The 24316-nt window shown below is 69.3% G+C and carries 20 protein-coding genes; 12 read left to right on the forward strand and 8 right to left on the reverse strand.

Annotated elements, in window-relative coordinates:
• The coding region (locus ACIDOCELLA78_RS000000108395) for a UDP-glucose/GDP-mannose dehydrogenase family protein (RefSeq protein WP_201729197.1) at positions 1-850 on the forward strand (850 nt) is incomplete at its 5' end.
• 161 nt (positions 851-1011) lie between these two features.
• Here ACIDOCELLA78_RS000000108395 and ACIDOCELLA78_RS000000108400 read toward each other — a convergent pair.
• Entirely contained in the window at positions 1012-1713 is a 702-nt protein-coding gene (locus tag ACIDOCELLA78_RS000000108400; protein WP_201729198.1) for an SDR family oxidoreductase, read from the reverse strand.
• 101 nt (positions 1714-1814) lie between these two features.
• Positions 1815-4502, reverse strand: a complete 2688-nt coding sequence (gene acnA / locus ACIDOCELLA78_RS000000108405; protein ID WP_201729199.1) for an aconitate hydratase AcnA — start codon at positions 4500-4502, stop codon at positions 1815-1817.
• Between the two features lie 117 nt (positions 4503-4619).
• Between acnA and ccmA the strand changes: the two genes are divergently transcribed.
• Positions 4620-5225 (forward strand): heme ABC exporter ATP-binding protein CcmA, encoded by a 606-nt coding sequence (ccmA, locus tag ACIDOCELLA78_RS000000108410; protein WP_201729200.1) that lies wholly within the window; start codon positions 4620-4622, stop codon positions 5223-5225.
• Positions 5222-5875, forward strand: a complete 654-nt coding sequence (ccmB, locus tag ACIDOCELLA78_RS000000108415) for a heme exporter protein CcmB (RefSeq protein WP_201729201.1) — start codon at positions 5222-5224, stop codon at positions 5873-5875. Before ccmA ends, ccmB begins: the two co-directional genes overlap by 4 nt.
• A 13-nt stretch (positions 5876-5888) precedes the next feature.
• Here the strand turns inward: ccmB and ACIDOCELLA78_RS000000108420 are convergent, their stop codons facing one another.
• Positions 5889-7646 carry an aminopeptidase P family protein gene (locus ACIDOCELLA78_RS000000108420; RefSeq protein WP_201729202.1) on the reverse strand — a complete coding sequence of 586 codons (1758 nt, stop codon included), beginning with the start codon at positions 7644-7646 and terminating at the stop codon, positions 5889-5891.
• A 165-nt stretch (positions 7647-7811) separates the two neighbouring features.
• Between ACIDOCELLA78_RS000000108420 and ACIDOCELLA78_RS000000108425 the strand changes: the two genes are divergently transcribed.
• On the forward strand, positions 7812-8081 hold the full coding sequence (locus tag ACIDOCELLA78_RS000000108425) for a DUF1127 domain-containing protein (protein WP_201729203.1): 270 nt from the start codon (positions 7812-7814) through the stop codon (positions 8079-8081).
• 46 nt (positions 8082-8127) lie between these two features.
• Here ACIDOCELLA78_RS000000108425 and ACIDOCELLA78_RS000000108430 read toward each other — a convergent pair whose 3' ends face one another.
• The 3 genes from ACIDOCELLA78_RS000000108430 to metF are packed head-to-tail and all read right to left on the reverse strand — an operon-like array spanning position 8128 to position 12160.
• Complete coding sequence (locus tag ACIDOCELLA78_RS000000108430; RefSeq protein ID WP_201729204.1) at positions 8128-9045, reverse strand: 50S ribosomal protein L11 methyltransferase; 918 nt, start codon at positions 9043-9045, stop codon at positions 8128-8130.
• The gene (locus ACIDOCELLA78_RS000000108435; RefSeq protein WP_201729205.1) at positions 9045-11231 is read right to left on the reverse strand and encodes an ATP-dependent helicase; all 2187 of its coding nucleotides are present in this window, start codon (positions 11229-11231) and stop codon (positions 9045-9047) included. The genes ACIDOCELLA78_RS000000108430 and ACIDOCELLA78_RS000000108435 overlap by 1 nt, the downstream gene beginning before the upstream one ends.
• Complete coding sequence (gene metF / locus ACIDOCELLA78_RS000000108440; RefSeq protein WP_201729206.1) at positions 11228-12160, reverse strand: methylenetetrahydrofolate reductase [NAD(P)H]; 933 nt, start codon at positions 12158-12160, stop codon at positions 11228-11230. The genes ACIDOCELLA78_RS000000108435 and metF overlap by 4 nt, the downstream gene beginning before the upstream one ends.
• A 198-nt stretch (positions 12161-12358) precedes the next feature.
• Here metF and ACIDOCELLA78_RS000000108445 point away from each other — a divergent pair, with 198 nt between their 5' ends.
• The 8 genes from ACIDOCELLA78_RS000000108445 (at position 12359) to ACIDOCELLA78_RS000000108480 (ending at position 20822) form a co-directional block, all read left to right on the forward strand.
• The gene (locus ACIDOCELLA78_RS000000108445) at positions 12359-13168 is read left to right on the forward strand and encodes a VacJ family lipoprotein (protein ID WP_249676234.1); all 810 of its coding nucleotides are present in this window, start codon (positions 12359-12361) and stop codon (positions 13166-13168) included.
• Between the two features lie 39 nt (positions 13169-13207).
• Entirely contained in the window at positions 13208-13834 is a 627-nt protein-coding gene (locus ACIDOCELLA78_RS000000108450; protein ID WP_201729208.1) for a phospholipid-binding protein MlaC, read from the forward strand.
• 136 nt (positions 13835-13970) lie between these two features.
• A complete protein-coding gene (gene rimP, locus ACIDOCELLA78_RS000000108455) occupies positions 13971-14495 on the forward strand; it encodes a ribosome maturation factor RimP (protein ID WP_201729209.1) in 525 nt (174 codons plus the stop codon).
• A gap of 30 nt (positions 14496-14525) precedes the next feature.
• A complete protein-coding gene (gene nusA / locus ACIDOCELLA78_RS000000108460; protein WP_201729241.1) occupies positions 14526-16040 on the forward strand; it encodes a transcription termination factor NusA in 1515 nt (504 codons plus the stop codon).
• Complete coding sequence (locus ACIDOCELLA78_RS000000108465) at positions 15973-16731, forward strand: DUF448 domain-containing protein (protein ID WP_201729210.1); 759 nt, start codon at positions 15973-15975, stop codon at positions 16729-16731. Before nusA ends, ACIDOCELLA78_RS000000108465 begins: the two co-directional genes overlap by 68 nt.
• Positions 16732-16786: 55 nt before the next feature.
• On the forward strand, positions 16787-19465 hold the full coding sequence (gene infB, locus ACIDOCELLA78_RS000000108470) for a translation initiation factor IF-2 (protein WP_201729211.1): 2679 nt from the start codon (positions 16787-16789) through the stop codon (positions 19463-19465).
• Positions 19435-19857, forward strand: coding sequence for a 30S ribosome-binding factor RbfA (gene rbfA / locus ACIDOCELLA78_RS000000108475; protein WP_201729212.1), 423 nt, complete (start codon positions 19435-19437; stop codon positions 19855-19857). Before infB ends, rbfA begins: the two co-directional genes overlap by 31 nt.
• On the forward strand, positions 19854-20822 hold the full coding sequence (locus ACIDOCELLA78_RS000000108480) for an L-threonylcarbamoyladenylate synthase (RefSeq protein ID WP_201729213.1): 969 nt from the start codon (positions 19854-19856) through the stop codon (positions 20820-20822). The genes rbfA and ACIDOCELLA78_RS000000108480 overlap by 4 nt, the downstream gene beginning before the upstream one ends.
• Here the strand turns inward: ACIDOCELLA78_RS000000108480 and ACIDOCELLA78_RS000000108485 are convergent.
• Both ACIDOCELLA78_RS000000108485 and ACIDOCELLA78_RS000000108490 read right to left on the reverse strand, forming a co-directional pair.
• Positions 20782-23748: a glycosyltransferase gene (locus ACIDOCELLA78_RS000000108485; RefSeq protein WP_201729214.1), complete on the reverse strand. Its 2967-nt coding sequence runs from the start codon at positions 23746-23748 to the stop codon at positions 20782-20784. The genes ACIDOCELLA78_RS000000108480 and ACIDOCELLA78_RS000000108485 overlap by 41 nt on opposite strands.
• Complete coding sequence (locus tag ACIDOCELLA78_RS000000108490; RefSeq protein WP_201729215.1) at positions 23748-24071, reverse strand: hypothetical protein; 324 nt, start codon at positions 24069-24071, stop codon at positions 23748-23750. Before ACIDOCELLA78_RS000000108490 ends, ACIDOCELLA78_RS000000108485 begins: the two co-directional genes overlap by 1 nt.
• Positions 24072-24316: the final 245 nt, after the last annotated feature.

Consider the following 24316-nt stretch of genomic DNA (forward strand, 5'->3'; position numbering starts at 1 on the left):
CGACAGCGCGCAGGCCGAGGCGGTGCTGCGCGCGCTCTACCGCCCGCTCAACCCGGCCGGGGTGACGCTGCTCCGCACCGGGCTGGAGACGGCGGAGCTGATCAAATACGCGACCAACGCCTTCCTCGCGATGAAGATCACCTTCATCAACGAGATGGCGGATCTGTGCGAGCAGGTCGGGGCGGATGTTCACGAACTCGCCCGCGGCATGGGGCTCGACCGGCGGATCGGCCCGAAATTCCTGCATCCCGGCCCCGGCTTCGGCGGCTCGTGCTTCCCGAAGGATACCCAGGCGCTGATGCGGATCGCACAGGATGCGCACGCGCCGGCGCGGCTGGTCGAGACCGTGGTGAATGTGAACGAGGCGCGCAAGGCGGCGATGGCCGGGCGGATTCTCGCAGCCTTCGGCGGCACGGTGCGGCGGCGGCGGATCGCGGTGCTGGGCCTGACCTTCAAGCCGGAGACCGACGACATGCGCGAATCCCCGGCGATCCCCATCGTGCACCGGCTGGTCGAGCTTGGCGCCGAGGTGGTGGCCTACGATCCGGCCGGCATGGAGCAGGCGCGGCGGGACCTGCCGGACGGGGTGGTCTATGCGCCGGGAGCCGCGGCGGCGCTGGCCGGCGCGGATGGCGCGGTGCTGGTGACCGAGTGGAACGAGTTCCGCGCCCTTGCGCCGGACTGGCTGCGCGCGATGATGCGCGGGCGCGTCGTCGTCGATCTGCGCAACGTGTTCGACCCGGCGGCGATGCGCGCGGCGGGGCTCGACCATCACGCGATCGGCCGGCCGGCGCCGCACCGGGCGTTTGCCGGCGAGATGGCGGAACTGGCGCTCGCCGCCGCGGATTAGAGCGGTTTCCGATCAGATGACTCCATCCGATCGGATGATGCTCTAGTGCCCTGTTCCTGAAATTCGTTGGGGGAATTTCAGGGACAAGCGGGCCACTAGATTATTGCTTTTTCTAGTGTCCACGTTGAATCTGAAATCCACCGGATTTCAGGTTCGGGACGCTAGGCTCCGGCGGCGCCGACCGTCATGCCGCCGCAGACATAGAGCACCTGGCCGGTGACGAAGCCGCTGCGCTGGTCGAGCAGATAGGCGATCGCGTGCGCGACGTCCGCCGGGGTGCCGACCCGGCGGACCGGGATGGCCTCGATGATCGCCGCGGTGCGCGGATCGTCCGGCGGGTTTGCCCGATCGAACAGCTCGGTGCGGATCGGGCCGGGGCCGACGGCGTTGGCGGTGATGCCGAAGCGGCCGAGTTCCAGCGCCCAGACCTTCGCCATGCCGATCAGCCCCGCCTTGGTCGCGGCATAGGCGGTGCGGTCTTCCTTGCCCAGTGCCGCGCGCGAGGCGATGTTGACGATGCGGCCGAACCCCGCCGCCTTCATGCCGGGCAGCAGCGCCTGCACGCATTGCAGGCTGCACCGCAGGTTGAGCGAGACCACGGCGTCGAGGTCGGCGACGGTCTGCGCCTCGACCGGGGCGGGGCGGACGGTGCCGACATTGTTGACCAGCCGGGTGATCGGCCCGCCGCGCAGCGCCTCGGCCAGGGCCGCCTCGGTCGCGGCCGGGTCGGACAGGTCGGCGACGATGCCATCGCCCACCCGGTCGATCACCACGACCTCGTAGCCCTCATCGCGGCAGCGGGCGGCGGTTGCCGCCCCGATGCCCGCTCCCCCTCCGGTGACCAGCACGCGTTCCTTGGTCATTCTTCCTCCCGACAGCGAAAAGGCCGGCGCCGTGATTCCGGCGCCGGCCTCTCTTCAAGCCGTCATGCGGCCGCCCCCGTCAAGGGGCGGCGGGGTCGCGCTCAGGCGGCCTTGGCCATGTTGCGCAGCACGTAATGCAGGATGCCGCCGTTCTGGTAGTAGAGCACCTCGTCGGCGGTATCGACGCGGCAGAGCAGCGAGACCTTGTCGGTCGTGCCGTTGGCGCGGCGGATGACCATGTCGAGATCCATGCGCGGCGAGAGGGTTTCGAGGCCGACGATGTCGATCGTCTCGTCGCCCTTCAGCTCCAGCGTCTTGCGGGTCATGCCATCCTTGAAGACCAGCGGCAGCACGCCCATGCCGACCAGGTTCGAGCGATGGATGCGCTCGAAGCTTTCGGCGACGACCGCCTTGACGCCGAGCAGCACGGTGCCCTTCGCCGCCCAGTCGCGCGAGGAGCCGGTGCCGTATTCGCGGCCGGCGAAGACCACCAGCGGCACGCCCTCGTTGCGGTAGCGCATCGCCGCGTCGTAGATCGACAGCTGCTCGCCCGAGGGGAAGTGCTTCGCGTAGCCGCCCTCGACATTGTCCAGCATCTCGTTGCGGATGCGGATATTGGCGAAGGTGCCGCGCATCATGATTTCATGATTGCCGCGGCGCGAGCCGTAGGAGTTGAAGTCCTTCTGCTGGATCTGGCGCTCGAGCAGGTATTCGCCGGCCGGGGTGGTCTTGCGGAAGGAGCCGGCCGGGGAGATGTGGTCGGTGGTGATGGAGTCGCCGAGCAGGGCCAGGATGCGCGCGCCCGCGATATCCTTCACCGGCGCCGGCTCCTTCGTCATGCCCTCGAAATAGGGCGGGTTCTTGACGTAGGTCGAGCTGTCGGACCAGCGATAGGTGTCCGACTCGCCCTCGACGGCGATCGCCTGCCACTGCTTCGGCCCCTTGAACACGTCGCCATAGCGATCGAGGAACATCTCGCGGGTGAGCGAGGACTGCACCATCGCGGCGATCTCGACGGTGGTCGGCCAGATGTCCTTCAGGAAGACGTCGTTGCCGTTCTTGTCCTTGCCGATCGGGTCCTTGGTGATGTCCTTGCGCATGGTGCCGAGCAGCGCGTAGGCGACGACCAGCGGCGGCGAGGCGAGGTAGTTCGCCCGCACGTTCGGATGCACGCGGCCCTCGAAATTGCGGTTGCCCGACAGCACCGAGACGGCGACCAGCTTGTTGTCCTCGATCGCATCGGCGATCGCGTCATCCAGCGGGCCGGAATTGCCGATGCAGGTGGTGCAGCCATAGCCGACCGTTTCGAAGCCGAGCGCGTCGAGATCGTCCTGCAGGCCGGCGCGGTTGAGATATTCGGTGACGACCTGCGAGCCGGGGGCGAGGGAGGTCTTGACCCAGGGCTTCGGCGTGAGGCCGAGGGCGCGGGCCTTGCGGGCGACGAGGCCGGCGGCGATCAGCACCGAAGGGTTGGAGGTGTTGGTGCAGGAGGTGATCGCGGCGATCACCACGTCGCCATGGGTGATCGAGAAATTCTTTCCCTTCACCTCGGCGGTGGCGCCGACATTGCCGGCGGGAACGCCGAGACCCTTGGTCAGCTCGGCGTCGAAGGCGGACGAGGCTTGCGACAGCGCCACCCGGTCCTGCGGGCGCTTCGGCCCGGCGAGCGAGGGCTCGACGGTGGAGAGATCGAGTTCAAGCGTGTCGGAGAAGACCGGGTCGGCGCCTTCGCGCCACAGACCCTGGGCCTTGGCATAGGCCTCGACCAGCTTGATGCGGTGCTCGTCGCGGCCGGAGAGGCGCATGTAGTCGAGCGTGATGCCATCGACCGGGAAGAAGCCGCAGGTGGCGCCATATTCCGGCGCCATGTTGGCGATCGTCGCGCGGTCTGCCAGCGGCAGGTGGTCGAGACCCTCGCCGTAGAATTCGACGAACTTGCCGACGACGCCCTTCTTGCGCAGCATCTGGGTGACGGTGAGCACCAGGTCGGTCGCGGTGATGCCCTCGCGCAGGCTGCCGGTGAGGCGGAAGCCGATCACGTCGGGGATCAGCATGGCGATCGGCTGGCCGAGCATGGCGGCCTCGGCCTCGATGCCGCCGACACCCCAGCCGAGCACGCCGAGGCCGTTGACCATCGTGGTGTGGCTGTCGGTGCCGAACAGCGTGTCCGGATAGGCATAGCTCTTGCCGTTGGACGCCGAGGTCCAGACGGTCTGGGCGAGATATTCGAGGTTGACCTGGTGGCAGATGCCGGTGCCGGGCGGGACGACGCGGAAATTGTCGAACGCCTCCTGGCCCCAGCGGAGGAATTCATAGCGCTCGCCGTTGCGCTCGAACTCGATGTCGACGTTCTTTTCCAGCGCGTCCTTGCGGCCGAACACGTCGACCATCACCGAGTGGTCGATGACGAGATCGACGGGGACCAGCGGGTTGACCTTCTCGGCCTTGCCGCCGAGGCGCAGGATGCCGTCGCGCATCGCCGCGAGATCGACCACCGCCGGCACGCCGGTGAAATCCTGCATCAGGATGCGCGCCGGGCGGAACGGCACGTCCTTGTCGGAATGGGCCTGCGCGGTCCACTCGACCAGCGCCTTCGCGTCATCGACCGTGCAGGCCGAGCCGTCCTCGAAGCGCAGGACGTTCTCCAGCAGGATTTTCAGTGTCCGCGGCAGGCGGGAAATGTCGCCGAGCTTTTCAGCGGCGGCATTGAGTGCGAAATAGGCGTAGTCCTTTCCATCGACGCTCAGCGTCTTTTCCACTTGCAGACTGTCCCGTCCGATCATGCTCATCGCGTTCGCTCCTCTTCGCGCGCCACTGCGGCGCGTTGCGCCGCAGCAAAACCCGGTTTCGCGCCGCTTTAATCACGGCGTGGCCCCCGCGTCCATGTCCTGCGCCGGTCGCTAGCCATGCTGGAAGCGAAGGGCCTCGCCGCGATCCGCGGCGAACGTCTCGTGTTCCGCGACATCTCGTTCCGGCTGGAGCGGGGCGGGGCGCTGGTGCTGGTCGGGCCGAACGGGGCGGGGAAGTCATCGCTGATCCGGCTGGTGGCCGGGCTGACGCCGCCGGCCGCCGGCGCGCTGCTGTGGGAGGGGGCGGATGCGCTCGACGATCCGCCGCTGCACGCGGCGCGGCTGTGCTTCGTCGGCCATGCCGACGCGATCAAGCCGGGGCTGAGCGTGGCGGAAAATCTCGGCCTCGACCGCAGGCGCCCGCGCGCCGAGGTGCTGGCCGCGTTGGCCAGCGTTGACCTCGAACGGTTCGCCGATCTGCCGGCGCGGCTGCTCTCCTCGGGGCAGCGGCGGCGGCTGGCGCTCTCGCGCCTCGCGCTTTCGGCCGCACCGCTCTGGCTGCTCGACGAGCCGACCACCGGGCTCGACGCCGCCTCGGTGCGGCGGCTCGAAGCCAATATCGCGCGGCATCTCGGCCTTGGCGGCATGGTGATCGCGGCGACGCATCTGCCGCTCGACCTGCCCGGCGCGCGGCCGTTCGACCTTGCGGGGCAGGCGGCATGAAACCCTTTCTCGCGCTGATCCGCCGCGAGCTGATCCTCGCCCTCCGCCATGCCGGCGACTCGGTTGCCTCGCTCCTGTTCTTCGTGATCGCGGCGAGCCTGTTCGCCTTCGCGATCGGGCCCTCGGCCAATGTGCTGTCCGGCATCGCGCCGGGGGTGGTCTGGGTGATCGCGCTGCTGGCGGCGCTGCTGCCGCTCAACCGGCTGTTCGCCGCCGATTTCGAGGATGGCTCGCTCGACCAGCTGATGCTCTCCGGCCTGCCGGCCAGCGCCGTGGCGCTCGGCAAGATCGTCGGACACTGGCTGACCACGGGGCTGCCGCTGCTGCTCATCGCCGGGCCGGTCGCGATCATGCTGCGGCTCGGCGGCGATGCGGTGCCGCAGCTGCTGGCGACGCTGCTGCCGGGGACGATGCTGCTCTCGCTGGTGGGCGGGATGAGTGCGGCGGTGACGCTGGGCGCGCGCGGCGGCACGGTGCTGCTGCCGCTGATCGCCCTGCCGCTGATGATCCCGGCGGTGATCTTCGGCGCGGCGGGGGCGGTGGCGCAGTCGCCCTTCGCCGAACTGGCCATGCTCGGCGGGCTGCTCGCGCTGTTCCTGCCGATCGCCCCGCTGGCCGCGGGGGCGGCGCTGCGGGCCTCGGTCGGCTGAGTTTATCGCGGCATTACAGCGGCGCGCAGGCGGCTTCGAGCCAGGCGCGCGCCGCGGCGCCGAGATCCGGGCCGATCGTCGCCAGCACGCGGGCGTGATAGGCGTCGAGCCAGGCGCGGGCGGCGGGGGTGAGCAGGGCAGGGTCGATCAGCCGGCGGTCGAACGGGGCGAGGGTGAGCGGCTCGAATTCGAGGAACGGTTTCGCACCCTCGACCGGCGCCGGGACGACCAGCAGCAGGTTTTCCAGCCGGATGCCGTAGCCGCCGGGTTCGTAATAGCCGGGCTCGTCGGACAGGATCATGCCGGGGGCCAGCGGCACCGGCTTCGCCAGCCGGTGGAAGCTCACCGGCCCCTCATGCACCGAGAGATAGGAGCCGACGCCGTGGCCGGTGCCGTGATCGAAATCGAGCCCCGCCTCCCAGAGCGGCGCGCGGGCGAGCGCGTCGAGCTGCGGGCCCGACGTGCCTTGCGGGAAGCGCACGCGGGCGAGGGCGACATGGCCGGCGAGCACGCGGGTGAAGCGGTCGCGCAGCGCCTGCGGCGGCGCGTCCGGCCCGGTCCAGAGCGTGCGGGTCACGTCCGTCGTGCCATCGGGATACTGGCCGCCGCTGTCGATCAGGTAGATCTCGTTGCGGCGGATCGGCCGGTCCGAGGCGGGGGTGACGCTGTAATGGATGATGGCGCCGTGCTCGCCGGCGCCGGAAATGGCGGGGAAGCTCTCGCCGTGAAAGCCCGGGGCGGCGGCGCGGCAGGCGAGCAGCTGCGCCGCCGCGCTCCGCTCGGTCTGGCCGCCTTCGGATGATGTTTCGGCGAACCAGGCGAGGAAGCGGCAGAGCGCGATACCGTCGCGCCGGTGGGCGGCGCGGGCGCCTTCCTGCTCGGTCGGGTTCTTGATCGCGCGCGGCAGGACGCAGGGATCGCCGCCGGAAACCGTGATCGCCCCGGCATCGCCGAGCAGCTGGCTGAAGCGGATCGGCGCCGTCGCCGGGTCGAGGCGGACGCGCTGGCCGCGCAGCGCGGCGAGGCCCTGTTCCAGCGCCGCGCGGGGGACGATCTCGACGCCGGCGCCGAGATGCGCGCGCGTCGCCGGCGGCACCCGCGCGGGGTCGATGAAGATGATCGCCGTGGCGTCGCGCCGGAGCAGGGCGAAGCAGAGCACGATCGGCGTATGCGGCAGGTCCGCCCCGCGCAGGTTGAACAGCCAGGCGACGGCGTGCGGGTCGGTCAGCATGACCGCGTCGGCCCCGTCCTGCGCGATGGTTTCGGCGATGCGGGCGCGCTTGGCGGCGGCGGACTCCCCGGCATGTTCCTGCGGATGCGCGAGGGCGGGCGAGGAAGGCGGGGCCGGGCGGTCGGTCCAGAGCGGGTCGATCGGGTTGGCCACCGGCACCATGGTGAACCCGGCATCGGCATAGACGGCGACGGCGTTGGCCGTCATCAGCCAGGGATCGTAGCCGATCCGCGCGCCGGGGGCGGCGGCTTTCAGCCATTCGACCGGCGGGGTCTCGACGATGTGACGCCGCTCCCAGATCGCAGGATCGGTCTGCTCGGCGAGTTGCAGCGTGTAGCGGCCATCGGAGAAGACGGCGGCGCGGTCGGCCAGCACGATGGCGAGGCCGGCGCTGCCGGTGAAGCCGGTCAGAAAGGCCAGCCGCGCCGCCGAGTCGGGCACGTATTCACCGAGGAACTCGTCGCTCCGCGGTTGGATGAAGCCGTCGAGCCCCTGTGCGCGCAGCGTGTTTCGGAGGGAACCGATCTGCGTTTTCATCATATCTTAATAAAATTCCCATCGATTTTACGCATGGCTGACAAAGCAACGTATCGCTCCCCAAACCAAGTCGCCGCCCTTATGTTGCACTGCGAAAACACGGTGACGGATGGCACGGCAATGACTGTCCGCATCGAGGTTTGGCTCCTTAAACAACGGTGAAGTATCATGTCTTCCACGACACACAACAAGCGCACTGTCCCGGCCGCCAACACGATGGCGGCCCATACCGCAGCGATCGACGCGGCTCTGGTCGACAGCGCCCGGCTGGCGGCGAACGGGTTCGCCCGCATTGGCGCCTGGTTCGCCGAGCGCCGCGCCGCGCGCGAGGCCTATCGTGAACTGCAGAGCCTGAGCGACCGCGAGCTGGCGGATCTCGGCATCGGCCGCGCCGATATCCGCGCCGTGCTGAACGGGACGTTCAAGCGCCCGATCTGATCCATCGCGCTCGAATGACTGGAGAAACCCGGGCGGGCGGCCAGCCTCAGCCCGGGTTTCTGCTGTCCGGGGCCAGGCGGCCCTTGCCGAGGATCAGCGTTGTCCATTCGCCGTCGTCGATCCGGCCCTTGAGGACGAGGCCGTGGCGGCGATGCGCCGACATCACCCAGCGCGCCTGACGGCCGAGCAGGCCGGCGAGAATGGCGGTGCCGCCGGGGGCGAGATGCGCCGCCAGTTCATGCGCCATGGCGACCAGCGGCCGGGCGAGGATATTGGCGAAAACCAGATCATAGGGCGCGCGGCGGGCGAGCAGCGGCGCCGACCAGCCCTCCGAGCGGATGACGCGCAGCAGCGGAGCGACACCGTTGAGCGCCGCGTTGGCGCTGGCGACCCGGACCGCCCGCTGGTCGATATCGGTGGCGAGGACCGGCTTTCCCCAGATCTTTGCTCCGGCGATGGCGAGAATGCCCGAGCCGGTGCCGAGATCGAGGATTCGGCCCGGCGCGCGCCGTTTCGCGAGCCGCTCCAGCGCCAGCAGGCAGCCGCGCGTCGAGCCGTGTTCGCCGGTGCCGAAGGCGAGGCCGGCATCGAGCAGGATGGTGATGCGGCCGGGCACGTGCGGGGTTGTGACATGGGTGCCGCGAATGGCGAAGCGGCGTCCGATGAGCTGTTCGGGGAAACCTTCGTAGCTGCGGGCGAGCCAGCCGCCGGCCGGCACCAGCGCCCGCTCGACCGCGGGGCTGACGCCGCTCGCGGCCGCGGCCAGCAGCAGGGCGGCGGCGAGGTCGCCATCCGCGCCGCCTGGCTCGCGCAGCCCTTCGACGATCCAGGTATCGTTCGCCTCGTCGAGAAAGAAGCCGACGCTGCGGCAGCAGGAAGCCAGCGCCGCCTCGAAGGATTCGAGTGCTGACTCCGGCACCGTCACGGTGACGCGCTCGAGCATTTCCGCGCTCCCCCGCGCCATCACGCCCGTTCCACGAAACGGTCGAGCACGCGTTTTTCGCCCGCATTGTCGAACCGGATGTCGAGCCGGTCGTCTTCCGCGTCGATCACGACGCCATAGCCGAATTTCTGGTGAAACACGCGGGTTCCTTCGGTGATCCTGTCGGTGCGGGGTGGGCGCGGGGTGGCGGCCCAGGCATCGGCGTGCTCGCCGCTCGCCCGCCGTGCGGCGACCAGCGGGCGCGCGGTGGCGAAGACGGGCGGCGCGTTGCGCTGCGCGAGTGACGCGGAGCCGCCGGTGCGGATCGCGTCCTCCGGTAGTTCCTCGATGAAGCGGGATGGCACGCTGCTCTGCCAGTTGGCGTAGATCCGGCGGTTGGCGCAGTGGGAGATGATGGCGCGCTGCTTCGCCCGCGTGATGCCGACATAGGCGAGGCGCCGTTCCTCCTCGAGCGCGCGGCCGCCGCCCTCGTCGAGGGAGCGCTGGTTGGGGAACACGCCCTCTTCCCAGCCGGGGAGGAACACGCTGTCGAACTCCAGCCCCTTCGCCGCGTGCAGCGTCATCAGCACGACCTTGTCGTCGTCCGGCTCGTTGTCGTTGTCCATCACAAGGGCGACATGTTCGAGGAAGCCGCCGAGCGTCTCGAACTCGGCGACGGCGCGGACCAGCTCCTTCAGGTTCTCGATCCGGCCGGCCGCCTCGGGCGTTTTCTGCTCCTGCCACATCGCGATGTAGCCGCTCGCATCGAGCAGGGTGGAGAGGGCGACGACATGGCCATCGAGCCGCAGGGTCTCGCGCCATTCGGCGAACTGGGCGAGCAGGTCGCGCAGCCCGTCCCGCGCCTTGCCGCGCAGCCCGCCCTCGGCGACGACGCGGGCGGCGGCCTCGGCGAGCGGGACGCCATCGGCGCGGGCGCGGTCGTGCAGCGTGCGCAGCGCGGTGTCGCCGAGGCCGCGTTTGGGCGTGTTGACGATGCGCTCGAAGGCGAGATCGTCCGCCGGCTGGGCGAGCACCCGCAGATAGGCGATGGCGTCGCGGATTTCCGCCCGCTCGTAGAAGCGCAGGCCGCCGACGATGCGATAGGGCAGGCCGATGGTGATGAAGCGCTCCTCGAAGCCGCGGGTCTGGAAGCCGGCGCGGACCAGCACCGCGCATTCGGCGAGACGGTGGCCGTCGGCGCGCAACGCCTCGATCCGGCTGGCGACGGCGCGGCTTTCCTCGTCCGAATCCCAGAAGGCGAGCACCTCGACCTGCTCGCCCTCGGAATCGTTCCGCCCGGCATGCAGCGTCTTGCCGAGCCGTCCCTCGTTATGCGCGATCAGCGCCGAGGCGGCGCGCAGGATCGGCGCCGTCGAGCGGTAATTCGCCTCCAGCCGGACAATTTTCGCACCTGGGAAATCCTGCTCGAAGCGCAGGATGTTCTCGATCTCCGCACCGCGCCAGGAATAGATGCTCTGGTCGTCGTCGCCCACGCAGCAGATGTTCTTCGAGGCCTGGGCCAGAAGGCGCAGCCAGTAATACTGGACGAGGTTGGTGTCCTGGTATTCGTCGACCAGGATGTAGCGGAAGCGGCGGTGATATTGCGCGAGGATTTCGGGCTCGCGCTTCAGCAGGTCGGTCGCGAGCATCAGCAGGTCGCCGAAATCCATCGCGTTCAGCGCCTGCAGCCGCTCCTGATAGGCGGCGTAGAGATCGCGCGCGGATTCGGCGCCCCAGTCGATATCCAGCTCGCGCGGCACCTGGTCCGGCAGCAGGCCGCGATCCTTCCAGCGCTGGATCGTGCCCATCAGCCCTTGCGGGGTGAAGCGCTTCACGTCCATCCGCCGCGCTTCCATCACCTGCTTGAGCAGGCGGAGCTGGTCGTCGGGGTCGAGGATCGAGAAATTCGCGGTGCGGCCGACAAGCTCGGCGTGGCGGCGCAGCATCCGCGCGGCGAGGGCGTGGAAGGTGCCGAGCCAGAGCCCCTCCGCCGGCTCGCCGAGCAGGGCGGAGACGCGCTCGCGCATCTCCCGCGCCGCCTTGTTGGTGAAGGTGACGGCGAGCACCTGGTTCGGAAAGGCGCGGCGGGTGAGGAGGATATGGGCGAAGCGGGTGGTCAGCACGCGGGTCTTGCCGGTGCCGGCGCCGGCGAGCACCAGAACCGGCCCGTCCACCGCCTCGACGGCTTCGCGCTGGGCGGTGTTCAGCCTGTCGAGATAGTCGCTCACCTGGCCGGCTTCACACCCAGGATGCGCGCGATCGCGTAAGTGAGGTCGGCGCGGTTGAGGGTGTAGAAATGGAACTCGTCGATGCCGTTGGCCTGCAGCGTGCGGACCTGCTCGGCGGCGATGCTGGCGGCGACCATCTTGCGGGTCTCGGCATCGTCGTCCAGCCCGTCGAACATCTCGCCCATCCAGGCCGGGACATGGGTGCCGGCCATCTCGCTGATCCGCTTCGCCTGGGCGAAATTCGAAACCGGCATGATGCCGGGGATGATCGGCGCGGTGATGCCGGCGGCCAGCGCGCGGTCGAGAAAGTCGAGGAAATGGCCGGTCTCGAAGAAGACCTGGCTGATCGCCCGCGTTGCCCCGGCATCGAGCTTGCGCTTGAGGTTGTCGAGATCGGCCTGCGGACTTGCCGCCTGGGTATGGGTTTCGGGATAGGCGGCAACCGAGATCTCGAAATCGGCGACGCGGCGGAGGCCGGCGACGAGATCCGCCGCATAGGCGTAGCCCTCGGGATGCGGCGCATAGGCGGTGCCGCCCGGCGGATCGCCGCGCAGGGCGACGATGTGGCGCACGCCGGCATCCCAGTAGCGGCGGGCGACATCATCCACCTCGCCGCGCGAGGCGCCGACGCAGGTCAGATGCGCTGCCGGAACAAGGGTGGTTTCCCGCACCAGGCGGGTGACGGTGGCGTGGGTGCGCTCCTGCGTCGAGCCGCCGGCGCCGTAGGTGATCGAGACGAAGCGCGGCGCCAGCGGTTCGAGCCGGCGGATGCAGGCCCAGAGCTGGGTTTCCAGCGCCTCGGTCTTGGGCGGGAAGAATTCGAACGAAATCGCCGGGGCCTGGGCCGGCTGCGCGCGGGCGGGCAGCGGGGCGATGCGCGGGCCGGACAGCCAGCGTTCCAGGACGGCGCGGGGCGGGGTGTGACTCATCGAAAACTCCTCGGTCGTCTCGTGGCAGCAAGTGCCGCCGGTGGCAAGGCTGGCCCGCGGCGAGAGGCGCTGTTGATCCGCCCGGCCGCGACGCTACATACCGGCGATATAGAGCGTGCGCGCCGGTCGGGCAGACCCCCGGGCGGACGCCACGCAACGATGCGGCGCCGTTCCGGACGCCGAGACAAGGAGAGGCTCGTGGGTATCGTCAAGACATCGCTGCTGTCGTTGCTGGCCGTGCCGGTTCTGCTCGCCGGCTGCGCCACGCCGCCGCCGCGGAGCAACCAGGCGGCCTACGAGGCCTATCGCCAGCAGAACGATCCGCTGAAACCGGCGAACCAGGCCTTCTACCGGTTCGACAACGTGCTGGATGCCTATGCGCTGCGGCCGGTGGCGGTGGGCTACAGCCATGTCACCACCCCGGCGATCCGCCAGCATGTCGGCGATTTCATGAACAACATGGATGCGCCGGCGCAGCTCGTCGAGTTCATGGCCGCCGGCAAGCCGCGCGACGCCGGAACCACGCTGGTCCGCTTCCTCCTCAACTCGACGGTGGGGATCGGCGGCATTTTCGACCCCGCGGGCGCGCTCGGCTACCGGCGGGTCTATACCGATCTCGGCCTCACTTTGGCCGGCTATGGCGTGCCGGAAGGGCCGTATCTCTATCTGCCCTTCGCCGGCCCGTCCGACCTGCGGGATGCCGCGGTGCTGCCCGCCGGGCTGTTTCTCTCGCCCACCGCCGCCGCCCCGCCCTCGACCGGCCTGACCATCTTCAATTATGGCTCGGACGGGCTCGGCGTGGTCAACACGCGGGCCAACCTGATCGGCACGATCGGCAACATCAAGAAATCGTCGCTCGACCCCTATGCCACATTCCGGAGCCTTTATCGCCAACATCGTGCCGCACAGTTGAAGACAATCAACGAGCGCGACATCGCGACTCCGCCGGCCTGGTATCCGGCGAAAGAGCGGAACGCGATGCATCCGCGCCCCTACGGCGCGCCGTAGGGCTTCAGGGACGACCCACAGCAGAAAGGATTTCCCCTCATGGCTGCTTCCTTCCGCCGCGTTCTGCTCGGCGCATTCGCCGTGCTGCCGATGCTCGGCGCGCTGCCCGCGACCGTCCTGGCCGCGGCACCGGACGCGACGACGGCCCGGGACTTCATCAAGCAGTCCGGCGACCAGCTCGTCTCGATCGTCAACGGGCCTGGCTCGAACCAGGCCAAGTCGGCCAAGCTGCGCGCGCTGGTGGACCGCATCGTCGCGGTCGACCAGATCGGCCGCTTCGTGCTCGGCCGCTACTGGCGGGTGGCGACGCCGGCGCAGCAGCAGGAATACCTGCATCTGTTCCACCAGACGCTGGCCTACAACATCACCAACCAGATCCGCGCCTACAAGGGTGTGACCTTCGCGGTGGACGGGGCGAAGCCCGGGCCGGAGGGGCAGATGGTCGCCACCACCGTCACCCGGCCGGGCCAGTCGCCGGCGGATGTGCAATGGGTCGTGGATACGGTGGGCGGCGCGCCGCGCATCGTCGATGTCGTGGTCGAGGGCACGTCGCTCAGGATCACCGAGCGCTCCGATTATTCCAGCGTGATCAACGATCATGGCGGCGAGGTGAGTGCCCTGCTCGACGCGATGAAGCAGCAGATCAGCCGCATCGCGGCGGGCTGAGCCGCCGCCGGACGATCGCCGCCCTTGCCCGGGGGCGGTGATCGGTCTATATTGAGAGAAATCAAAATCTCCAGCGTTATGGAGGTGGCCCTTACCGGCCGCCTTTTTTGTTTTCCGGATATGCCGAGAGTTTCCTGTGAACGATACCAGACCCACCCATAGCGGCCTTGAGGGCCGGATCGCCGAGCTGATCGCGCCGGGCCTCGAATCGATCGGCTACGAGCTTGTGCGCGTCGCGATCATGGGCAAGCAGACGCCGACCGTGCAGATCATGGCTGACCGCGCCGACCAGACCCAGCTTTCGCTCGATGATTGCGAGCGGATCAGCCACCTGGTTTCGGCGGTGCTCGACGTCGATGATCCGATCAGCTCGGCCTGGACGCTGGAAGTCAGTTCCGCCGGGATCGACCGGCCGCTGACCCGGGTGAAGGACTGGAACCGCTATGCCGGCCATCTCGCCCGCATCGATCTCGACGTGCCGACCGCCTCGGGCCGCAAGCGCCTGACCGGCACGGTGCTTGGCGCCGATGCCGCCCATGCGCGGGTGAAGCTCGATTCCGGCGAGACGGTGGAGCTGCCGCATGGCGATATCCGCCGCGCCAAGCTCGTGCTGACCGAAGACCTCATCAAGGCGACGGAAACCCCGCCGTCTGCCAACTGACCCACGATCCGTGAACAGAGCGAGATGACCATGGACACCGCCATAGCCCGCCCCGAACTTCTGCTCGTCGCCGACGCGGTCGCCCGCGAGAAGCAGATCGACCGTGAAGAAGTGCTCGAGGCGATGGAGCAGGCCATCCAGAAGGCCGGCCGCGCCAAGTATGGCCACGAGAAGGACATCCGGGCGACGATCGACCGCAAGACCGGCGATGTGCGCCTCTCGCGCTGGACCGAGGCGGTCGAGACGGTGGAGAACGAGGAAACCCAGATCCCGATCCATATCGCGCGGAAGTTCAAGCCCGAGATCGAGGTTGGCGGATTTCTGGTCGACCCGCTGCCGCCGATCGATTTCGGCCGCATCGCGGCGCAGACGGCGAAGCAGGTGATCGTTCAGCGCGTTCGCGAATACGAGCGCAAGCGGCAGTTCGAGGAATACAAGGATCGTGTCGGCGAGATCATCACCGGCGTGGTCAAGCGGACCGAATACGGCAACCTCATGGTCGATCTCGGCCGCTCGGAAGCGTTGCTGCGGCGCGACGAGACGATTCCGCGCGAGAATCTGCACAATGGCGACCGGGTGCGCGCCTTCATCTACGATGTGCGCGAGGAACCGCGCGGGCCGCAGATTTTCCTCTCGCGCACCCATCCCGGCTTCCTCGCCAAGCTGTTCGCCCAGGAAGTGCCGGAAATCTACGAGGGGATCATCGAGATCAAGGCGGTTTCCCGCGATCCGGGCTCGCGCGCGAAGATGGCGGTGATCAGCCGCGACAGCTCGATCGACCCGGTCGGCGCCTGCGTCGGCATGCGCGGCTCGCGCGTGCAGGCGGTGGTGGCCGAGCTGCAGGGCGAGAAGATCGACATCATTCCCTGGAGCCCGAATCCGGCGACCTTCGTGGTCAACGCGCTGGCGCCGGCGGAAGTGTCCAAGGTCGTGCTCGACGAGGAGGCCGGCAAGGTCGAGGTCGTGGTGCCCGACACCCAGCTCAGCCTCGCCATCGGCCGACGTGGCCAGAATGTCCGCCTCGCCAGCCAGCTTACCCGCTGGGACATCGACATCCTCACCGAAGCCGAGGAAAGCGAGCGCCGGCAGGAAGAGTTCCGCCGCCGCTCCGGCCTGTTCGTCGAGGCGCTCGATGTCGACGACGTGATCGCCGGCCTGTTGGTGACGGAAGGCTTCGAGGGGGTGGACGACCTTGCGGCCACGCCGGTCGATGAGCTGGCCTCCATCGAGGGGTTCGACGAGGGGATCGCCGCCGAGCTGCAGCGCCGCGCCGAGGCCGCGCTCGAACGCAAGGCGAACGAGCTTGAGGACAAACGCCGCGCCCTCGGCGTTGCCGACGACCTCGCCGGGACGGAGGGGCTGACCGCGCCGATGCTGGTGGCGCTCGGCGAGAAGGGGGTGAAGACGCTGGACGATCTGGCCGACCTCGCCTCCGACGAGCTGATCGAGATCGTCGGCGCCGAGGCGATGGACGAGGATGCGGCGAACGCCGTCATCATGGCGGCGCGCGCCCACTGGTTCGAGGGAGAGCAGGACGCTGGCTGATCCCGACACACTGGCCGGGCTTGCGGAAGACGACGCGGCCGAGGACGGGCCCCTGCGCCGCTGCCTGGTGACGCGCGCGCGCCTGCCGCGGGAGACGATGCTGCGATTCGTCGCGCCCCCGGAGGCGCTGGCGTCGGATGCGCTGGTTTTCGACGCCGCTGCAACCCTGCCCGGTCGCGGGCTGTGGTTGAGTGCGCGCCGGGATGTGATAGACAAGGCGGTGAAGGCCAACGCATTCTCCCGCGCGGCGGGGCGGCGTCTGGTGGCACCGTCTGGCTTGGCGGAAATCGTGGCCAGCACGCTGGAACAGCGGATTGCAGAACGTCTCGGGCTGGCGCGCCGCGCCGGTCAGGCCGTGTGCGGTTTCGAGAAGGCGAAGGAAAAGATTGCCGCCGGGCAGTGCGCCCTGCTGGTCGAGGCGTCCGATGGCAGCCTGGCCGAGCAGGAACGGCTGGTCCAGCGCCGCGAAACCAGGGTGGTGCGGCCGCTGGACGCGGCGCGGCTCGGGGCGGTGTTCGGGCGGGAACGCTCGGTGCACGTGGCGATCGGGCCGGGACGGCTCGCCGTCCAGATCGAGGCCGACTCCGTCCGGCTGGCGGGGGTGACCGATACCGAACCTGCGGCCTTGCGATTGCAACCGCCGCAGGGAGCGGGCAGAGAGAAGACCGACCGGGGTGGCCGGCAGATCTGACCGCCCGCCGACAAGATGCTGATGAAGACACAGAATTGATTACGGACCGGATTGAATGAGCGACGAGCAGGATCAAGGCGAAACCAAGGGGCGGCTCTCGCTGCGCCCGGCAAACCGGGGCGAGCTGGGGCGGACGGTCGATGCCGGTTCCGTGCGCCAGAGCTTCAGCCATGGACGATCCAAGGTCGTCCAGGTGGAGGTGCGCAAGAAGCGGGGCGCTGCCGGCGCCGCCGAGCAGGGACGCCCTTCGGGGCAGCCGCGTTCGGGCGGTGGCGCCGCCGCGCCGCGGGCGCTGACCGCGGCTGAGCAGGCCGCGCGCCAGCGCGCCGTGGTCGAGCAGCAGCGCGAGGCGGCACGGGCCGAGGCCGAGCGGCGCGAGCAGGAAAAGATCTCGATCCTCTCCGCCGCCGAGGAAGCCCGGCGCAAGGCCGAGGAGGAGGCGCGCGCCGCCGAGGAAGCCGCCCGTCTCCGCGCCGAGGAGGAAGAGGCGCAGCGCCGCGAGCAGGAAGACGCCGCGCGGCGCAAGGCCGAGCAGGAGACTGCCGCCGCCACGACGCCGGCACCGGAAGCGGCCGTAGCGCCGGTTGCGCCGAAGCCCGCCGCCGCTGCGCCATCCGCCGCCCGCCCCGCCGCGGTGCCCCCGCGCCGGCCGGCGGCCGCGCCCCCGGCTGGTGCTGCATCCGAAACCCTTCGCCTGCGCGCCGGCCGTGGCGGGCGCGAGGAGGAAGAGGAAGCGCCGCGCCCGGCGCGCCGCCCCGGTGGCGGTGGCCCCGGCGGCGCCGCGCCCAGTCGCAAGCCTTCCGTGCCGGCGCCGAAGAAGGCCGTCGACGATCGCCGCCGCGGCGCGCGGATCGACGTTCAGGCCGCGCTGTCCGGCGATGACGAGCGCGTCCGCTCGCTCGCCTCGGTGCGCCGCCAGCGCGACCGCGAGCGCCGACAGGCCGAGCTGGAACGGCTGCGTTCCGATCAGGTGCGCGTCGTCCGCGAGGTGATCCTGCCGGAGACCATCACCGTTCAGGAACTCGCCAACCGCATGGCCGCGCGCGTGCCCGAGGTGGTGAAGTCGCTGATGAAACTCGGCGTCATGGCCACCGCGACGCAGACGATCGACGCCGACACCGCCGAACTCGTGGTCGAGGAATTCGGCCACAAGTCGAAGCGCGTGTCGGAATCGGATGTGGAGCAGGGGCTTGAGGGCGAGGAGGATACCGAGACCGATCTCAAGCCGCGCCCGCCGGTGGTCACCATCATGGGCCATGTCGATCACGGCAAGACCAGCCTGCTCGACGCGCTGCGCTCGACCGATGTCGCGGCCCGCGAGGCCGGCGGCATCACCCAGCATATCGGCGCCTATCAGGTGACGCTCGATTCCGGCGCGAAGATGACCTTCATCGACACGCCGGGCCATGAGGCGTTCACCGCGATGCGTGCCCGCGGCGCGTCGGTCACCGACATCGTCGTGCTGGTCGTTGCCGCCGATGACGGCGTCATGCCGCAGACGGTCGAGGCGATCCGCCACGCCAAGGCGGCGAACGTGCCGATCATCGTCGCCATCAACAAGATGGACAAGGGCGATGCCAACCCCAACCGCGTGCGCAGCGAGCTGCTGCAATACGATATCGCGGTCGAGTCGATGGGCGGCGAGACCCAGGATGTCGAGGTTTCGGCGCTGAAGCGGCAGGGGCTCGACGCGTTGCAGGAGGCGATCCTGCTGCAGGCCGAACTGCTCGACATCAAGGCCAACCCGAACCGCACCGCCGAAGGCGCGGTGATCGAATCCAGCCTCGATCGCGGCCGTGGCCCGGTGGCGACGATTCTGGTGCAGAAGGGCACGCTGCGGCAGGGCGACATCATCGTCGCCGGCACCGAGCAGGGCCGCGTGCGGGCGATGATCGACGATCGCGGGCAGACGGTGAAGGAAGCCGGCCCATCCACGCCGGTCGAGATTCTCGGGCTTTCCGGCGTGCCGGGGGCGGGCGAGGTGTTCGTCGTGGTCGAGAGCGAGGGACGGGCTCGCGAGATCGCGGAGTTCCGCCAGCGCCGGATGCGCGAGCATGCCGCCGCCGCCGGGGCCGCCGCGCGCGGCACGCTCGACCAGATGCTCGCCCGCATCCAGGCCGGCGAGCAGAAGGAAGTCGCGCTCGTCATCAAGGCCGATGTGCAGGGCAGCGCCGAGGCGATCCAGGTCACCATGCAGAAACTCGGCAACGAGGAGGTGCGCGTGCGCGTGCTGCTCGCCGGGGTGGGCCAGATCACCGAGAGCGATGTGCAGCTTGCCAAGGCGTCGGACGCGATCATCGTCGCGTTCAACGTGCGCGCCAATGCGCAGGCCCGTACCCTGGCCAGCCGGGATGGTGTCGATATCCGCTACTACAGCATCATCTACCAGGTGTCCGACGACATCGAGACGATGGTGAAGGGCAAGCTCGCGCCGATCCAGCGCGAGAAGTTCCTCGGCTACGCCGAAATCCGCCAGGTGTTCAACATCACCAAGGTGGGCAAGGTCGCCGGCTGTTATGTCACCGAGGGGCAGGTCAAGCGCGGCGCCGGCGTTCGCCTGCTGCGCGAGGGCGTGGTGATCCACCAGGGCGAGCTGTCGCAGCTCAAGCGCTTCAAGGACGATGTGCGGGAAGTCGCGCGCGGCTATGAATGCGGCCTGTCCTTCGCCGGCTTCTCCGATCTTCGCGAAGGCGACGTGGTCGAATGCTACGAGACCGAAACCGTTCCGGCGTAAAGGGCGGCGCCGAGGGGCCCTCGCAACGGCAGCGCCGGGTGGCGGAGGATCTCCGCCACCGGCTTGCCGAACTGTTCGCTCGCACCGAGTTCCGCGATCCCGACCTTGCGGGCGTGCATGTCACGGTAGCCGAGGTGCGGATGAGCCCGGACCTCAAGCACGCGACGGTGTTCGTCTCCCGGCTCGGCGCCGCGGATATCGAGCGCTATCTGCCGGCGCTGCGGCGCGTCGGCCCGTATCTGCGCGGCGCGATCGGCCACGGGTTGCGGATGAAATTCGTCCCCGAGCTGCATTTCCAGCCCGATCACGCGCTGGATGAGGCGACGCGGATCAACCAGTTGCTGCACCGGCCGGAAGTCGCCAGAGACCTGCTGAAGCCGGACGAGGAATGACCGAGCGCCTTGCCGCGGATGCGGCCGGAATCGCCCGGGCCGCGGCGCTGCTGGCCGCCGGCCAACTCGTCGCGTTCGCCACCGAGACCGTCTATGGACTGGGGGCGGACGCCACCAATGCCAGCGCGGTCGCCGCGATCTACGAGGCCAAGGGCCGGCCGCGCTTCAACCCGCTGATCAGTCACTTGCCCGACGCCGATGCGGCGTTCCGCCATGCGCAGGCGGATGCGCGGGCGGCGCGGGCGGCGGCTTCGTTCTGGCCGGGGCCGCTGACCCTGGTTCTGCCGCGCCGCGACGAGAGCGACATCGCCGCCCTCGTCACTGCCGGGCTCGACAGCCTCGCCGTTCGGGTGCCCGACCATCCGGTGGCGCGCGCCCTGCTTGCCGCCACCGGCCGGCCGGTGGCGGCGCCTTCGGCCAATCTGTCCGGCCGGCTGAGCCCGACGCGCCCTGCGCATGTTCTCGCCGGGCTGGAGGGGCGGATTGCCGGGATTCTGGAGTCCGGAGCCTGCGGTGTTGGGCTTGAGTCCACCATTCTCGACCTCACCGGACCGCGTGCCGCCATTCTCCGCCCCGGCGGCGTGTCCCGCGAGGCGTTGGAAGCGGTGCTTGGCCCGATCGATCTCGCAAGCGGGACGGGGGGAGACGTGAAGGCGCCGGGAATGCTGGCGTCGCACTACGCGCCGGTGTTGCCGCTGCGCCTCGATGCCGAGACGCCGGAGGCGGAAGAGGCCTGGCTCGGTTTCGGGCCGGAGCCGGGTGGTGCAGCCGCGGTCAGGCTCAATCTCTCGCCGGCGGGCGATCTGGTCGAGGCCGCCGCCCGGCTGTTCGATGCCCTGCATGAGCTGGACGATACCGCGATCGCCGCCGGGCTTCGGCGCATCGCGGTGGCGCGGGTGCCTTTGCGGGGGCTTGGCGTTGCGATCAACGACCGGCTTGCGCGCGCGGCCGCGCCGCGGGGCTGAGGCGCTGCGGCGGACAGCGCGGGGCAGCGTAGGGAGCATCATCCGATCGGATGTAATCGTCGAATTGGCCGAACCGGATGCCAAGGGCCTGCCAGCGGCGGGTGAATGCGTACCGTGTCTCCTGCATCGCGTGCCCTGCGGGCAGCGACAGCACGATATCGCCATCATGCGCCTCGACGTGATCATCGGTGAAGCCGGCGCGGGGCAGGTCGAGCAGGTCCATCGTCCAGCATCTCGCGTAGCGGCAGGACGCCGCCTCGAAGCGGATCGGCTCGACCCGGAATCCCGCTGGCGGCGCGCGCAGCAGCCTGGCCAGCAGGCTGCGCTGGGCGGCGTCGGGCCCGGGTTCGGGCGGGATTTCAACGAGCAGCTGACGCAGTCCGCCGTGTTCGCGGTTCTGCGCGAGGCATGCGGCGGCCTCGCCGAGTTCGGCCCGCGATAACGGGGGGGCGAGCTGGCCGATCCGCGCGATCGCCCCCTGGACCGACATCAGCGCCCGCCGCCATGCCGTCTCGATCGCCTGATGATAGGCCTCGGCGCAGGCGCGAGGTGCGTGGTGGTGACGGACATGGTCGCGCGCATGGCCGCCGAGTGCCTGCCGTGCCGCGGTGTCGGCGGCGAGGCGTTCGAGGGCGGCGGCCAGACTTGCCGGTTCGAAATCCTCCGGCAGCTTCACGGCGATGCTCTCATCGAGTTCGGCCATCGATCCGTTGGCGTTGACGATGGTGGCAATGCCGCTGTTCAGACAGTCGAGCGCCGCGGCGGAGGTTTCCCCGCGCGAGGCGGCGCGCAGCTGCACCGCGATGTCCGCGGCGGCGAGATAGTCGCGATAGGTGGCGGCGTCGGTCCATCCGGTGATCGCGATACGCCCGGCAGCGGGGCTGCCGGCGATGCGGTCGAGCAGGGCGGCGGTGTAGGCATCGCTGCTCGATTCGCCGACGAAGACGAGCAGGGCGTCGGGGTTTTCGGCCAGCCCGCTGGCGAGCCAGGCATCGAGCAGGGCGTGGTTCAGCTTGGTTTCCGCCAGGATGCCGAAGCTGCAGGTGAGCAGGGCCGAGGCGGGCAGGCCAAGCCTTGCCCGCGCCGCGCCGCGCGGGATCGGTGGCGCTGGGGTGCGCAGCAGCGGGATCACCTGCCAGTCGCGCACCATCGCCGGGCCGTGGATCTCCGCGGCCAGCCGCGCCGCGCCGGCGCTGTGGACGATGACCCCCACCGCGTTTTCGAGCACGTCGAGATTGCAGGCGTAGGGGGCGAGTCCCTCGCCGGCGTCGCGCGTGCCGCGCGCGACGGCGGCATAGCCGTGGCTGCGATAGAGCGCGCGGGCGAAGAATCCGGCGCTCTGCCGGTTGTCCTCCAGCCACCGCATGACGCCGGAGAGACAGACGTCGTGCAGCACGACGACGCCCGGCACTTCGGCCAGCAGGTCGAACATGTGCTCGTGGAAGGCGGAATTGCCGACATGATATAGCACGCGATCGTAGCGGGCAGGGGTCTCGCGCAGCGTATCCGGCGTGCGAATGGGAAACTGGGTGCCGAGCCACGCGGGCAGAACCTCGTCCTGCCGGACGATCAGTTCGATCTCGTAGAACCGGGCGAGTTCGGGCAGGAGTTCGGCGCTGTACTCGCTGATGCCGCTGCGCTCGGGCGGGAGCGGCGAGACATAGGCGAGGCGCGGGCGCTGTGGCGTGGGCGCCGGAGCCGGCGGGCGGCGTGGCAGGGCGTCGATGGCATCGAGCGCGCGACGGGCGGTGGCGTGCCACGAGAAGGTCGTCGCCTGGCGAAGTCCGTGCGCGGCAAGGCGGCGGCGGAACGGCTCATCGTCGAGCGCCTGTTCGAGTTTCGCCGCGATCGCCCCGGTCTCCATCGGGTCGAACAGCGCGTCGTCGCACCCGACGACTTCGGGCAAGCTCGATGTGTTGCTGGCGATCACCGGCGCGCCGCAGGCCATGGCTTCAAGCGCCGGCAGGCCGAAGCCCTCGTGCCAGCTCGGGAACACGAAGAGGGTGCAGGCCTGGTAGAGCGCGATCAGCTCGTCTTCCGGGACAAAGCCGGGCAGCACCAGATCGGCCGGCCCCAGCCCTTCCCGCCGGGCGAGGGTTTGCAGCCGCTCGCGCGCCGCGGCGTCGGCGGCGCAGACAATAACGAGCTGGTGCGCCGCGCGCAGGTGCGCCGGCAGGCGGGCGAAGGCGGCGACCAGCCGATCGAGGTTCTTCCGGTGGTCGATGCCGCCGGTATACATCACGAAGCGCTCGCGAAGCCCGTGCCGGGCGCGGACCGCCTGCACCGCATCCGCCGGCAGCGCCTCGCGGTGGAACGCCTTGTCGGCGGCGGCGCCGATGGCGGCGATGCGCGACGCCGGCAGGCCGAGCATGGTTTCGGCCTCGCGGCAGGTCGAGCCGGAAATGCCGAGCACGAGATCGGCACGCCGGAGATGCGCGAGCTGCGCCTCGTACCAGGCTTCCCGTGCGGGGCAGGGCGAGAGGTAGATTTCACGGTGGATGAGCGGGATCAGGTCGTAGAGCACCACGGCGGTGGGGATGTCGTGCAACATGCCGATGCTGGCGACGCAATCATCGTCGCCGCCTTCGAACAGGCTGCAGATCAGGATCGCGTCAGGCCTGAGCGCGGCGAGGAAAGCTTCCCTGACCATTTCGGCGGCCCGCCTGCGGGCGAGTCCGGCCGGGGTATGCGGGCTCAGACCCCGTGGGCACTGCCAGACCCGGAAGCAGCCCGGTGGCAGCAGATCGGCGATGCCGTTGCGCAGCCGGGCGAGACTCTCGGGGAAGGCATCGCTGGCGACGACGATGATTTCGTGGTTGCCGCGCAGCTGAGCGATCGCCTGTGTCAGTGCCAGGGTATAGCGGCCGATGCCGCGTGTCGCGCTGCCTTTGGTCTGCGCGCCCTGAACATCGATGACGAGGCGCATCAGCCCTGCCGGTTGGCGCTGGCGCGCAGCATTTGCAGATACAGTCGTCCGGCCGTGGCGCTGAGGTTTGCGAGATCGCGGCGATGGTGGAACTGCCTGGCCCGGATCGTGGGGCGCGGCCGTCGGGGCTTGCCGATTACCCGTTCGCCGGCGGCGCCGGCCAGCGATTGATGGCGGAGACTGCGCTGCCACCTGTCGAGCCAGGGGGTGGCGTGCAGGCAGGCCAGCGCCAGACGCCGCAACCGCTGATGGGGACGAACCAGATCGGCAAGCCGGTTGAGGCAGGAACCGGCGATCCGCCTCGCATGGCTCTTCTTGATCATGGGTTGATAACGGGAGTTCTGCGGAAGCCGGGCGATGTGCAATCTTTGTTCATCTGTCAGGTTCCTGTGGTCTGAACGCATGACCGATAAAATATGAAAATACATAATACAAGTTTGAATATCGGGTGAACGAAGGAATAAATTCACTATCTATATAAAAAATATAATATGTATTATATGAAATAGATAAAATATATTTGATTGATTACAATTTTATTTATTATTCAACTTGTTTCAATAAAATC

It is taken from the genome of Acidocella sp. C78 (assembly GCF_907164655.1).

Coding starts and splice junctions, on each gene's coding strand:
- ACIDOCELLA78_RS000000108450 (WP_201729208.1), top strand. CDS start 13,208: ATGGCTGCTTCCTTCCGCCGCGTTCTGCTCGGCGCATTCGCCGTGCTG.
- ccmA (WP_201729200.1), top strand. CDS start 4,620: ATGCTGGAAGCGAAGGGCCTCGCCGCGATCCGCGGCGAACGTCTCGTG.
- ACIDOCELLA78_RS000000108400 (WP_201729198.1), bottom strand. CDS start 1,713: ATGACCAAGGAACGCGTGCTGGTCACCGGAGGGGGAGCGGGCATCGGG.
- ACIDOCELLA78_RS000000108485 (WP_201729214.1), bottom strand. CDS start 23,748: ATGCGCCTCGTCATCGATGTTCAGGGCGCGCAGACCAAAGGCAGCGCG.
- nusA (WP_201729241.1), top strand. CDS start 14,526: ATGGACACCGCCATAGCCCGCCCCGAACTTCTGCTCGTCGCCGACGCG.
- infB (WP_201729211.1), top strand. CDS start 16,787: ATGAGCGACGAGCAGGATCAAGGCGAAACCAAGGGGCGGCTCTCGCTG.
- ACIDOCELLA78_RS000000108465 (WP_201729210.1), top strand. CDS start 15,973: ATGCGGCGAACGCCGTCATCATGGCGGCGCGCGCCCACTGGTTCGAGG.
- ACIDOCELLA78_RS000000108430 (WP_201729204.1), bottom strand. CDS start 9,045: ATGGCGCGGGGGAGCGCGGAAATGCTCGAGCGCGTCACCGTGACGGTG.
- ccmB (WP_201729201.1), top strand. CDS start 5,222: ATGAAACCCTTTCTCGCGCTGATCCGCCGCGAGCTGATCCTCGCCCTC.
- rbfA (WP_201729212.1), top strand. CDS start 19,435: ATGCTACGAGACCGAAACCGTTCCGGCGTAAAGGGCGGCGCCGAGGGG.
- ACIDOCELLA78_RS000000108425 (WP_201729203.1), top strand. CDS start 7,812: ATGTCTTCCACGACACACAACAAGCGCACTGTCCCGGCCGCCAACACG.
- ACIDOCELLA78_RS000000108490 (WP_201729215.1), bottom strand. CDS start 24,071: ATGATCAAGAAGAGCCATGCGAGGCGGATCGCCGGTTCCTGCCTCAAC.
- ACIDOCELLA78_RS000000108480 (WP_201729213.1), top strand. CDS start 19,854: ATGACCGAGCGCCTTGCCGCGGATGCGGCCGGAATCGCCCGGGCCGCG.
- acnA (WP_201729199.1), bottom strand. CDS start 4,502: ATGAGCATGATCGGACGGGACAGTCTGCAAGTGGAAAAGACGCTGAGC.
- metF (WP_201729206.1), bottom strand. CDS start 12,160: ATGAGTCACACCCCGCCCCGCGCCGTCCTGGAACGCTGGCTGTCCGGC.
- ACIDOCELLA78_RS000000108420 (WP_201729202.1), bottom strand. CDS start 7,646: ATGATGAAAACGCAGATCGGTTCCCTCCGAAACACGCTGCGCGCACAG.